At 34.1% G+C, this 12,073-nt stretch carries 11 protein-coding genes; 3 read left to right on the top strand and 8 right to left on the bottom strand.

The window, feature by feature from the left end; genetic code table 11:
- Positions 1 to 52: 52 nt before the first annotated feature.
- Positions 53 to 1,375 (bottom strand): hypothetical protein, encoded by a 1,323-nt coding sequence (locus ABXQ82_RS10095; protein ID WP_367058680.1) that lies wholly within the window; start codon positions 1,373 to 1,375, stop codon positions 53 to 55.
- A gap of 336 nt (positions 1,376 to 1,711) precedes the next feature.
- Positions 1,712 to 2,158: a hypothetical protein gene (locus ABXQ82_RS10090; RefSeq protein WP_367058677.1), complete on the bottom strand. Its 447-nt coding sequence runs from the start codon at positions 2,156 to 2,158 to the stop codon at positions 1,712 to 1,714.
- A 197-nt stretch (positions 2,159 to 2,355) separates the two neighbouring features.
- On the opposite strand from ABXQ82_RS10090, the gene ABXQ82_RS10085 reads away from it, so the two are divergent.
- Positions 2,356 to 3,171 (top strand): HAD family hydrolase, encoded by an 816-nt coding sequence (locus ABXQ82_RS10085; RefSeq protein WP_367058675.1) that lies wholly within the window; start codon positions 2,356 to 2,358, stop codon positions 3,169 to 3,171.
- A 69-nt stretch (positions 3,172 to 3,240) separates the two neighbouring features.
- Complete coding sequence (locus tag ABXQ82_RS10080) at positions 3,241 to 3,714, top strand: hypothetical protein (RefSeq protein ID WP_367058672.1); 474 nt, start codon at positions 3,241 to 3,243, stop codon at positions 3,712 to 3,714.
- Between the two features lie 40 nt (positions 3,715 to 3,754).
- Here the strand turns inward: ABXQ82_RS10080 and ABXQ82_RS10075 are convergent, their stop codons facing one another.
- The 6 genes from ABXQ82_RS10075 to tgt all read right to left on the bottom strand — a co-directional run bounded on the left by ABXQ82_RS10075 (position 3,755) and on the right by tgt (position 11,041).
- Complete coding sequence (locus ABXQ82_RS10075; RefSeq protein WP_367058670.1) at positions 3,755 to 5,014, bottom strand: asparagine synthetase B; 1,260 nt, start codon at positions 5,012 to 5,014, stop codon at positions 3,755 to 3,757.
- Between the two features lie 47 nt (positions 5,015 to 5,061).
- A complete protein-coding gene (dnaB, locus tag ABXQ82_RS10070) occupies positions 5,062 to 6,603 on the bottom strand; it encodes a replicative DNA helicase (protein ID WP_367058668.1) in 1,542 nt (513 codons plus the stop codon).
- Between the two features lie 144 nt (positions 6,604 to 6,747).
- On the bottom strand, positions 6,748 to 7,701 hold the full coding sequence (locus ABXQ82_RS10065; RefSeq protein WP_367058665.1) for an acetyl-CoA carboxylase carboxyltransferase subunit alpha: 954 nt from the start codon (positions 7,699 to 7,701) through the stop codon (positions 6,748 to 6,750).
- Positions 7,702 to 7,834: 133 nt separating this feature from the next.
- Positions 7,835 to 8,734 carry a DMT family transporter gene (locus ABXQ82_RS10060; protein WP_367058662.1) on the bottom strand — a complete coding sequence of 300 codons (900 nt, stop codon included), beginning with the start codon at positions 8,732 to 8,734 and terminating at the stop codon, positions 7,835 to 7,837.
- The gene (locus ABXQ82_RS10055) at positions 8,721 to 9,797 is read right to left on the bottom strand and encodes an LptF/LptG family permease (protein ID WP_367058659.1); all 1,077 of its coding nucleotides are present in this window, start codon (positions 9,795 to 9,797) and stop codon (positions 8,721 to 8,723) included. The genes ABXQ82_RS10060 and ABXQ82_RS10055 overlap by 14 nt, the downstream gene beginning before the upstream one ends.
- A 113-nt stretch (positions 9,798 to 9,910) precedes the next feature.
- Positions 9,911 to 11,041: a tRNA guanosine(34) transglycosylase Tgt gene (gene tgt, locus ABXQ82_RS10050; RefSeq protein WP_367058656.1), complete on the bottom strand. Its 1,131-nt coding sequence runs from the start codon at positions 11,039 to 11,041 to the stop codon at positions 9,911 to 9,913.
- Positions 11,042 to 11,194: 153 nt separating this feature from the next.
- Here tgt and ABXQ82_RS10045 point away from each other — a divergent pair, with 153 nt between their 5' ends.
- A complete protein-coding gene (locus ABXQ82_RS10045; RefSeq protein ID WP_367058654.1) occupies positions 11,195 to 12,040 on the top strand; it encodes a transketolase in 846 nt (281 codons plus the stop codon).
- Positions 12,041 to 12,073 lie beyond the last annotated feature (33 nt).

Here is a 12,073-nt window from a genome sequence, read left to right as displayed (position 1 = left end):
TTGGAAAGTAACAACCTAGAGTTTTTGTCATATTTATTGTAAAGTTTTAATCTTATTCATCCATTAAATCCCTATCAATATTTGTTGCAATTATTTTATTGATTCTCAATCTAAAATCGGGTTTTTTATAATCTTCCGCAGCGATAAAAGTTTCAGAATTTTTACTTTTAGAATACACATTAAAGAAGGCGTTATTGCCATACCAGTTCTCTAAGTCGTCATTATTAGAATTGTTTTCTACAAAAATGTTTCCTTTACAATTATTAAAATACATCTCTTTTAACGAAATTCTATGCAAATTTTCTTGATTCAGTTGTATGTCGTCATCTAAAATTACCGCTGGGTTGAAACCAGAAATAACGCTTTTAAACATGTTCAATTTAGAACTTTCGCCTACAAAAATTGCTTCGTGCACTAAATTCATTTTTATATCAGATGCTAAATCTTCACTATCATTAAGAAATGTTAAGTTCCTCGCTTCTAAGGATGTTTTGCTTTTCGTAAAATCAAATTCTTCTTTTTTATCATATGAAAGCACTTCTAGACACCTTGATCTTTCACCGTTTGATGCATAAGGAGATCTAATGGCTAAAGAGTTGGACAACTTCGAGTTTGTGCCGTAATTGAATTTGAAATCTGTTCCTTTTGCTCTATGGGACACAAGACTGAATAATGACACATTACCTCCCCAAACTTCAAAAGCATCTTCTCCAGAGTTACTGACCATTACGTTGCGTATTTCGGTATCAGATCCAACACCAGCTAGAAGTAGGCCATTAAAATAACCTTCTTGAGAAACTCTTTTACCTGCATATTCTATTCTAACATATTTAAATATTCCAGAAGAATGTATCGGATTATCACCCCCATAATTGGTATGTCTATAATCGGCAGCATTTAAGTTTGGATAATAAGATGCTACTGAACCAGAACCAAATCTATTTACTGGAGCATTACCAAGTATGATAATTCCACCCCAGTCGCCTGCTCTTTTTACACTCCTGTTTGAAGTAAAAATTATAGGATCGGTTTGATAACCTTCAGCAATTATTTTAGCACCATTGGCCACTGTTAGCGAACCTTTTGTTTTGTAATCGCCTAAGATTGTTGTTCCTGGTTCAATAGTTAAGGTTGCTTCGTTTGTTACAAAAACACTTCCCATAAGCAAATAAACTTCACTCTTGTGTAATGTTCTATGCTCTGTAATGGTTCCAGATAATATTTCTGTTGGCTCTCCATAATCTTTTTGAATAGGTTTAAATTCAGTCCAATTATTCAACCAGTTTTTATTGCCCACTATTCCTTTTTCCTGTTGGGAAAAAGCATTTCCAAGTGTGAGCAAAAAAAGTAAAACGATAAGGGTAAAGTTTTTCATTTTATGAGGATTATAGTTGTATCTATTTTCAATCATTCATTTGACAACCAAAAATAAGGGTTAAATCCACGAAATACCAATTATTTCGATGAAATGCATTTTTTTAATTAAAAAGATTGTTATTTTATCGATGAAATGCATTAAATAATGTTTTATGAAATATGAGAAAGAATTAACTTTCAGTAACAAAATTATAAGAAATACCAGTTTTTATTCCTGAATTTTCTAATGAAATCAACTAGAAGATTACGGTAATTATTCAAAAAAAAAGTCTAGAGATAATGACACCCTCTGGTTTTTAGCAGAAAATTCCATACCATTTACCAAAAACTTAATCTAATGAAATTCACTATATTCATGTAGAGACTTTAAAGCTTCCTCATAGAATATAATGGCTGAGACCAAGTCGTTTGTATCAGAATATGGTAAAATTCTTTTTTGAAATTCAGAAGTTTTCTCTAAAAATTCATCCGTTGCTTCAAACTGATCATCAAGGGCTTTCCTATTGTCGCTGTCATTTGGAATACCCAAGGTTGACATTGTAACACCTGGTTTAGTAGCAAAAGCGATGTAAGGCAATAATTTAACAAGACTCTCAATGCGTTCTACATAAAGCACTAACAATTCACCTTTGGCCATACGATCCAATTCAGATTTACTATGGTATTTTTTTATGGCAACATCGTCACTTATAATACTTTTTGGCTGTTTCCTTTTTTGAGCAAAACCAGCGCCTGCCACAAGTATAAAGCAAAAACTAAGAAAGATTAATTTTGTTTTCATGTATTCGATTTAAGGGTTTAAGGTCGCTAATTTATGTAATTTATCGTAAAAAACAATCCTTTTGTCGATTTTTTTAATAAATAAAAATAGTATTGTAAGTAATATATACCTAGAATTATAAACTTTATAATCTAAATATGTTAATACTATTGACTTTATTTAAAGAAATGTAATTTAGCAGTCCTAAACAAAAATACATGAACCTATCTCAAGTAAAGTTAGTGGTTACAGATATGGATGGTACACTTTTAAATTCCAAACATGAAGTAAGCCCTCTATTTTTCGAACTATTTAATAAACTAAAATCTCATAATATTATTTTTACTGCTGCTAGTGGACGTCCGTATTATGGTATCACCGATAAGTTAAAAGCCATTAAAAACGATATTATAATTGTTGCAGAAAACGGAGGGTTTGCTGTAAAGGAAGATGTTACCTTGCTTTCAAACCCGATAAAGGATGAAAATCTTAATAATATCATTACCATAATTAGTAAAATTAATGATGCACACCCTGTATTTTGTTCAAAAACAAAAGCATTTGTAATGAGCAAATCGAAACCCTTATTGAATTTATTATCAGAATATTATGCCAGCTATAGTATTATTGATTCACCCGATGATATAGATAATCCTATTTATAAAGTGGCCTTATTTCATGAAGAGAGTTCAGAAAAATATATTTATCCCCATGTGAAACATTTAGAATCTCATTTTAAAGTAAAATTATCGGCAACACATTGGGTTGATATTTCTGAAAACATTGCCAATAAGGGACACGCAGTAAAGCATATACAAGATAAATTCAATATTACGGCAGAAGAAACTTTAGTTTTTGGAGATTATAACAACGATATAGAAATGTTGCAAACGGCCTATTTTAGTTATGCCATGGAAAATGCGCACAAAGACGTTAAATCTATAGCTAGATTCGAAACTAAAAGTAATAATGATTTTGGCGTAGAACTAATTTTACAAAAACTTTTAAAAGAAAAAGATAACTTTGTACTGTAATTTTATGAAATAAATACGCAACCATTGTTAACTTTTATCATCTAACTAATAACTATAAGGCTATTGTTTATGAAACTCAAAATATTTCTTCCTGCTATTTTCCTTTTATTATGTACTAGTTGTAGCCTGAACAATAGCGATGACCCTGCTAGTGAATCACAAAGAGAAATAGAAATTTACCAATGGCATTTAACTAATGTTTCAGGTGGCATTGCTGGTGTTGATATTGATTTTGATATGGATATTATCATATACGTATTTAGCGTAGATTCTAATGGAAATGGCACTTTATCTGTTCAAAACAATAATGACGATAACACACTAGAAGATGGATTAGATACTGGTGTTTATGCCATATCAATCCCTGCCTATGATACAAATTCTATTCTTTTTGTCGATGGTACAGAATACGGAGCAATCGTAACACCAAATATTGAAAGTGGCGAAGATTTAATAATCGACCAAAACATAACTTCAACCGGAACGCTATCTGATGGGTTTAAATATACTTTTAAACGAAAAATTATAACGCAAACAATTTAAGAGATTGTTTAAAAATGATTGACGAAATCTTAAACAATCTCTAAGTTTTTTGCTTCTTCTTTTTGGCTGCTGGAAATAAAACATTGTTTAATATCAATCTGTATCCAGGTGAGGTAGGGTGTAAATCCAATTCTGTTTTCGCATCTCCCACTCTATGTTGATAGTCTTCTGGATCATGGCCACCGTAAAACGTAAAAAAGCCTTTTCCTTTAATACCATGAATGTACTTGGCTTCACCATTGGCTTTATTTTCTCCCATTACCAATACATTCGATTTTATTTGATCTCTAGTAAAAGCAGTCGTTTGGCCCATAAATCCTTTGACCAATGCGGTATGGTTTTGACATAACATAGTTGGTACAGGATCCCATTTTGCTGAAAATTCCATTAACGAGAAATAATCTGTTGTTTTGGACACCATTCGTTTTCGTGTTGTATCTATTGATGAAAACTCATAAACCATCGGATTTCGTTCAAGTGTATAATTTGTAAATGCAAAAGTTTTACCATAATCGATCTTCTTTTGATAACTTGGGTCACTCCCATCCCCATCAAACATGGGCTCGCATATATCTATCCCTTCTGCAGATAAAGCAACATCAAAACTATCTGTAGCACTACACATCGCAAACATAAAACCTCCACCAACAACATAATCCCGGATTTTCAAAGCCACATCTGCTTTTGCTTTAGACACTTTACTATACCCTAGCTTTTCTGCAAGCGCTTCGGCTTCTTTCTTTTCCTGAATGTACCAAGATGAAGTGCGATACATGCTGTAAAATTTACCATACTGTCCAGTAAAATCCTCATGATGCAGGTGTAGCCAATCAAACAATAATAGCCCGTCGTTTAAAACTTCTTCATCGTAAACTGTCTCGTACGGAATTTCGGCATACTTCAAGACCATAGTTACAGCATCATCCCAAGGCAGTTTGCCCTTGGGTGTATAAACAGCAATTTTTGGTGCTTTTTCTAGCACAACCGCTTCCATATTTTGACTGGGACTAGCAATTTCCTCGAGAATACTTTCTGCTTTAGCATTTGAAATCACTTCAAAAGACACTCCTCTAATCTGGCATTCTTGTTGAATCGTTTCGGTATCAGGCAATAAGAATGAACCACCTCTATAATTGAGTAACCATTTTACCTTTAATTGCTTATCTAAGGTCCAATAGGTGATGCCATAAGCTTTTAAATGATTCTTTTGGGTATCTACATCCATTGGAATTAGGATATAGGACGCATAGGTCTTAAATGATATTAAAATGAATAGGATAAATAATAGGGACTTTTTCATAAACCGAAAGATAAAGAAAAATTCAACCTCATTAAATTAATCATATGTTAAAAAGGCACATCATTCTCCTCCTCATCATTAAACGAACTACCAAAAGCTTGGTCTGGGCTTGCCGTAAAATTATCAGTTTTAAATGTATCATCATTTGCAGCAGCGTTCATTTTACTATGAAATTCAAACGGCGAATCAAAATCATCCAAATTATCGAACTTACCTAAGTGTCCAACGAATTTTAAACGAATGTTCTCCAAACCACCATTTCTGTGTTTTGCGATGATAAACTCTGCCTGACCTTCCGTTGGCGAACGTTCTTCGTCATCCCACTCGTCAATTTTATAATATTCTGGTCTGTAAATAAAGCTTACAATATCGGCATCTTGCTCAATGGCGCCAGATTCACGTAAATCTGATAATAACGGACGCTTGCTACCTCCACGGGTTTCAACCGCACGCGATAACTGCGATAAAGCAATTACCGGAACATTCAATTCCTTTGCCAAAGCTTTCAGGTTTCTCGAAATCATTGAAATTTCTTGTTCGCGATTTCCTGCATGACTACTCCCTCCCGTCATCAACTGTAAATAATCAATCATGATCATTTTTATACCGTGCTGTGATGCCAGTCGGCGCGCTTTTGCTCTTAAATCGAATATTGAAAGCGAAGGCGTATCATCTATAAACAATGGTGCTTTTTCTAAATCTTTAACTTTTACATTGAGTTGTTCCCATTCGTGCTTTTCTAGTTTTCCTGTTCTCAATTTTTCAGAAGACAAGCCCGTTTCACTAGAAATTAAACGCATAATTAACTGTACGGATGCCATTTCTAATGAGAAAAAAGCGACAGGAATCTTTTGATCTACAGCAATGTTTCTTGCCATGGATAGCGTTAAAGCCGTTTTACCCATACCAGGACGTGCTGCAACAATAATTAAATCTGAAGGTTGCCATCCAGAAGTTAATTTGTCCAATTTATGAAACCCTGTTGGAATACCACTTAAACCTTCCTTATTAGAAATCTCCTCAATTTTTTTCTTGGCTTGAATTACTAAGTCTTGTGCGGTTTCACTAGATTTTTTGATATTTCCTTGGGTAACTTCGTAAAGTCTGGATTCGGCCTTATCCAATAGATCGAAAACATCTTTGGTTTCATCATAGGAATCCTCAATTATTTCGTTCGAAATTTTAATTAAGCTCCGCTGAATAAATTTTTGAAGAATAATACGTGCATGAAATTCGATATGCGCCGAAGAAGATACTTTTTGAGTTAAGGAAATGAGGTAAAAATCGCCGCCGGACAGTTCTAATTTAGCGTTCTTTTTTAATCGTGTTGAAACGGTTAATAAGTCAACCGGCTCACTATCTTCAAACAATTGAAAAATGGCTTCAAAAATATGTTGATGGGCTTCTTTGTAAAATGCATCGGCACTCAAAATATCGATTACCTCATCAACACCTTTCTTATCAATCATCATCGCCCCTAGAACAACCTCCTCTAAATCAAGTGCTTGAGGTGGTATTTTTCCTTTCTCAAGACTAATTAAAGTACTTTTATCAACTTTATATCCAGTAATTTGATTTGGTTGTTTCATAGCAACAAAATTAGAAAAATTAATCCTTTTTCGTTTTCATTCTTATACAAAATAACTGTTGATAACTTAAATAAATTGTGAATAGCGACAAAAAAAATCTGAAGCTTTCACTTCAGATTTTAATATGTTTTGGTTTTAAGTAGCTTAACCCTTGAACACACCCATATTGGCATATTTATCCATGCGAGTATTTACCAAATCTGTTGGTGATAAGTTTTTTAATTCATTATAACACTTTTCAATGGCATTGCTCACTGCCTTAAAAGTTTTCTCCCTGTCTCTGTGAGCGCCTCCTAAAGGTTCCTTGATAATCTCATCAACCAATTTTAGTTTTTTCATATCAATTGCCGTCAGTTTTAAGGCCTCAGCGGCCTGCTCCTTATATTCCCAACTGCGCCATAATATAGATGAACAGGATTCTGGTGAAATTACAGAGTACCATGTGTTCTCTAACATTAAAACCTTATTTCCAACACCAATTCCCAAAGCACCGCCCGATGCGCCTTCACCAATAATTATGGTTATAATTGGTACTTTTAAACGTGCCATCTCCAAAATATTTCTGGCAATTGCCTCTCCTTGTCCGCGTTCTTCAGCTTCCAGACCTGGGTATGCACCTGGAGTATCAATTAGGGTGACCACGGGAATTCCAAATTTTTCGGCAGATTTCATTAAGCGCAACGCTTTTCTATAGCCTTCTGGGTTCGCCATCCCGAAGTTTCTTAACTGGCGGGTTTTGGTATTATATCCTTTTTGTTGCCCAATAAACATATAGCTTTGGTCTCCAATCTTACCTAAACCGCCAATCATGGCTTTATCATCCTTAAAATTTCTATCTCCATGAAGTTCTAAAAAAGAATTTCCGCAGATAGCTTTAATATGATCCATTGTATAGGGTCTATCTGGATGTCTTGATAACTGCACCCTTTGCCAAGGTGTTAAGTTTTTATAAATATCAGTTATAGTAGTTTTTAGTTTTTTTTCTATTTGCTCGCAGGTTTCAGTAACATCTACGTCACTTTCTTCTCCAATAACTTTACATTTTTGAAGTTGGTCCTCAAGCTCTTTTATAGGCAATTCGAATTCTAGATATTCCATAAGGATTTAATTCGGTTATTTTTAGTTAGTACGCAAAATTACGGAATTTATTTTGTTTCGAATTTAGAAAATCACAATTGGTAATTAACTTTTCCATATTAGCTATATTTAACTACAAAAATTGATACATATGCTATTTGATACGCTTTCCTCTTAAAGCATCTTTATTTTTAAGAATGCCGTTCAGCAAAACAGTACTTATAATTAATAATGCGCCATAATAAAAGGACGTGCTCATTTTTTCAGTCTCTGGAAATAACAGCAATGCCAAAATAATACCGTAGATAGGTTCGAGGTTATACGTAAGTACTACTGTATAGGGACTTATTAGTTTCATAACATAAACCGAAGCAATAAAAGCATATGCGGTACAAACTGATGCCAGGATAAAAAGATACCAAAAATCGGCACTACTGAGTTTAAAAAATTCAACTGAAAAACCACCTTCAAAACAAATTATGAATAGTGAAATAAACAATACACCACTTATAAACTCATAAAATGAAATTACGGTAGCCGAATGTTTTCTTAAAAAGATGCCATTTAAAACAGCAAATAATGATGAAAAAAAAGCGGAAGAGATTCCTAATAAAATACCTGTAAGATATTTTAGTTCACTATTAGTAATAATGAAGATACCTATTATGACCAACAGACCGAATATAATTTCGTAACCTATAACTTTTCGTTTAAAAATAATGGGTTCTATAATTGAAGCGAAAAAAGCACCTGTGGAAAACATGGCCAATGCTATTGAAATATTGGCTGCGTCTATGGCTGCAAAAAAAGTAATCCAATGCAATGCGATTATAATTCCAGCTACGGATAATCTTAAAATGGATTTAGGGTTGATTTTAAGCCTAACCCCAGTTATCAAGATATAAACAAACATTAAAACTGCTGCAATAGACATACGAAACCAAACCAACGGCACAGCGGTAATAGATATTACTTCACCCAAAATCGCGGTAAAACCTGCAATAAATACTAAAAAATGAAGATGAATGTAATTCTTTATTTTAGCGTTTGGCATTGTATAAAAGATATACTGCTAAAATACCAAAAATGACATTGGGAAACCATACGGCTATTATGGGAGGAAAATCTGATTGTTGTGCCATTACCCCGAAAATCTTATCAAAAAAGATGAAAATCATGGCAATGCAAATTCCGAGAGCTAAATTAACCCCCATACCCCCTCTTCTTTTTATAGAAGAAACCGCCACTGCAATTATGGTAAGTATAAATATGGATACAGGTAAACTCCATTTTCTGTAAAGCACTAATTTATAACGCCCAATATTTGAAGAGCCCCTTGCTTCTTCTTTGGCTATAAATTTAGTTAACTCCGCATAAGACAACGTTTCTGCAATATAAATCACGGGAGTTAAATCTTCCGCATCAAAGGAAAATAGTGTATCCTTTCTTCTTTGAATGTCTAAAGTATCTTCTAATGCACCAATGTTTCTTTTTGCATAATCTATGAGCCTATAAGTCGTATCTTTTTCAATATAACGGATACTTTTGGCATTAATCTTTGTAATTAATTTACTATCTTCAAAATGCTCTAAAGTAAAATCTTGCCCTAGTTTATTCTTAGAATCATAACTACTTACATAAATAAAATCGGTATCATTTATTTGCCGATATACATTTTGGTTTTCAACAGCACTTTTGTGTTTTTTAAAATATTTATAATCAAATTCGTTAAAGCCTTTACTTGCAGCTGGCGCCAGGAACATGCCTAAAATAAGTGCAAAAATTGCAGTAATTGTAGCACCATATATATAAGGTCTTAAAAATCTAGAAAAAGACACACCCGAACTTAAAAAAGCAACAATCTCAGTATTGTTGGCTAACTTGGATGTAAACCAAATGACAGATAAGAATAAAAATAGTGGAAATAAAAGGTTTGCAAAGTATATCGTAAAATCAAAATAAAACAAGGCCACCTCGTTAAACGGCACATCATTATCCAGAATTTTACCGATTTTTTCAGCTAGATTTACGGTAATTCCAATAGGAATAAAGAGCAGCAACATCATTAAAAATGTAAGCAGATAGCGTTTTAATATGTACCAATCTAATATTTTCATCTTCTCCCTAGCTCTTTATAAACTTTAAGTAAACGGGTATTTTTATTTATTATTTGGACTTTATTTTCTATTGTCTAATTGTCTATTCTCTAAAGTCTCTTTTAAAGTCTCTTTTAAAGTCTCTTATCCATCTGTTTCACCATCATATTTTTCCATGCGGCAAAATCTCCCGCTAATATATGTTTTCTAGCTTCGCGAACCAACCACAAATAAAAACCTAAATTGTGAATGGTGGCTATTTGTTTGCCTAACAATTCGTTGACCGTAAACAAATGTCTTAAATAAGCCTTACTATATTCTGTGTCAACAAACGTAATTGCCATGTCATCAATAGGCGAAAAATCATCAGCCCATTTTAAATTTTTTATATTAATTCTGCCATGGGCCGTAAATAACATGCCGTTTCTTGCATTACGAGTGGGCATCACGCAATCGAACATATCAATACCTAACGCAATATTTTCTAAAATATTGATAGGTGTGCCAACTCCCATTAAATATCTTGGTTTGTCTTCTGGCAATACATTACAAACCACCTCTGTCATGGCATACATCTCCTCAGCGGGCTCTCCAACGGACAAACCTCCAATAGCATTCCCTACCGCTCCAGCATTTGCAATATATTCCGCAGATTGTAGTCGCAAATCTTTATAAGTACCACCTTGAACAATTGGAAAAAAAGCTTGATTATAACCGTATTTTAATGGTGTTTTCTCTAAATGATTGATGCATCTGTCCAACCAACGATGGGTCATATGCATCGAGCGCTTTACATAATTATATTCGCAAGGATAGGGTGTACATTCATCAAAAGCCATGATGATATCCGCACCAATAGATCTTTGAATCTCCATCACATTTTCTGGGGTAAACGTATGGTAACTGCCATCAATATGCGACTTGAACTTTACCCCTTCTTCCTTAATTTTTCTATTGGCAGACAATGAATAGACTTGATAGCCACCAGAATCGGTTAAAATATTCCGGTCCCAATTCATAAATTTATGAAGTCCTCCTGCTTTCTCGATAATATCGGTTTGCGGACGTAAGTATAGATGATAGGTGTTTCCTAAGATAACATCTGGATTGATATCGTTTTTAAGTTCGCGTTGATGTACACCTTTAACTGAAGCAACCGTACCAACGGGCATAAATATCGGGGTTTCAATCACGCCGTGGTCGGTAGTAATGGTACCTGCACGTGCTTTACTTTGGGCGTCTTTTTGTTTTAATTCAAATTTCATAAACCTCTAAACCAGTGCGCAAACCTACATATTTTTAATCAAAAAAAATAAACTTATTAACACTAGTTAATCCTTTGGTCAAAATGCCCATTTAATACTTTGTAAAACTATCTTAATACCCTACTTTTGTGGCGCAAAATATAATCATATAACATGCCAAATACTCAACAATTAGAAGCTATCTGTACGCAAGTTCGAAGAGATATCTTAAGACAGGTACACAAAGTAAACTCTGGTCACCCGGGAGGTTCTTTAGGGTGTGCCGAATTTTTCGTTGCACTTTACAACGAAATTATGGACAGAAAAGACACATTCGATATGGATGGAATAGGCGAAGATTTATTCTTCCTATCAAACGGCCATATCTCTCCTGTATTCTATAGTGTTTTGGCAAGAGCGGGTTATTTTCCAGTTGAAGAACTAAATACCTTTAGATTGATTGATTCTAGATTGCAAGGACATCCAACTACTCATGAAGGTTTACCTGGCATTAGAATTGCTTCTGGCTCATTAGGCCAGGGTATGTCTGTGGCCATTGGTGCTGCCCAAGCAAAAAAACTAAACAATGATGACAAGATTGTGTATTCTTTACATGGTGATGGTGAACTGCAAGAAGGACAAAATTGGGAAGCTATTATGTATGCTGCTGCTAAAAAAGTTGATAATTTAATTTCCACCGTTGATTTAAACGGACAGCAAATTGATGGTGCTACCGATGATGTTTTACCTATGGGAAGCATTAAAGGAAAGTTTGAAGCCTTTGGATGGACAGTTTTAGAAATTGAAGAAGGTAACAATCTTGAAGCGGTATTATCTGGAATGGCTAAAGCGAAAGCTGAAACCGGAAAAGGAAAACCAGTTTGTGTCTTGCTTAAAACCATAATGGGTAATGGAGTGGATTTTATGATGCACACGCACGCATGGCACGGTAAAGCTCCAAACGATGAGCAATTAGCGATAGGTTTAGCACAAAACCCTGAAACTTTAGGCGATTATTAATCAATATTTCAGATTTACGAATTACGATTTTAG

It is taken from the genome of Algibacter sp. 2305UL17-15 (genome assembly GCF_040720935.1).
Taxonomy (GTDB): domain Bacteria; phylum Bacteroidota; class Bacteroidia; order Flavobacteriales; family Flavobacteriaceae; genus Jejuia.
This window is presented reverse-complemented; position numbering and strand designations above follow the sequence as displayed.

What these genes read in the sequence shown, in the direction of transcription:
- ABXQ82_RS10055 (WP_367058659.1), bottom strand. Translation starts at nt 9,797, where the DNA reads ATGAAAATATTAGATTGGTACATATTAAAACGCTATCTGCTTACATTT.
- ABXQ82_RS10065 (WP_367058665.1), bottom strand. Translation starts at nt 7,701, where the DNA reads ATGGAATATCTAGAATTCGAATTGCCTATAAAAGAGCTTGAGGACCAA.
- tgt (WP_367058656.1), bottom strand. Translation starts at nt 11,041, where the DNA reads ATGAAATTTGAATTAAAACAAAAAGACGCCCAAAGTAAAGCACGTGCA.
- ABXQ82_RS10095 (WP_367058680.1), bottom strand. Translation starts at nt 1,375, where the DNA reads ATGAAAAACTTTACCCTTATCGTTTTACTTTTTTTGCTCACACTTGGA.
- dnaB (WP_367058668.1), bottom strand. Translation starts at nt 6,603, where the DNA reads ATGAAACAACCAAATCAAATTACTGGATATAAAGTTGATAAAAGTACT.
- ABXQ82_RS10045 (WP_367058654.1), top strand. Translation starts at nt 11,195, where the DNA reads ATGCCAAATACTCAACAATTAGAAGCTATCTGTACGCAAGTTCGAAGA.
- ABXQ82_RS10080 (WP_367058672.1), top strand. Translation starts at nt 3,241, where the DNA reads ATGAAACTCAAAATATTTCTTCCTGCTATTTTCCTTTTATTATGTACT.
- ABXQ82_RS10090 (WP_367058677.1), bottom strand. Translation starts at nt 2,158, where the DNA reads ATGAAAACAAAATTAATCTTTCTTAGTTTTTGCTTTATACTTGTGGCA.
- ABXQ82_RS10075 (WP_367058670.1), bottom strand. Translation starts at nt 5,014, where the DNA reads ATGAAAAAGTCCCTATTATTTATCCTATTCATTTTAATATCATTTAAG.
- ABXQ82_RS10085 (WP_367058675.1), top strand. Translation starts at nt 2,356, where the DNA reads ATGAACCTATCTCAAGTAAAGTTAGTGGTTACAGATATGGATGGTACA.
- ABXQ82_RS10060 (WP_367058662.1), bottom strand. Translation starts at nt 8,734, where the DNA reads ATGCCAAACGCTAAAATAAAGAATTACATTCATCTTCATTTTTTAGTA.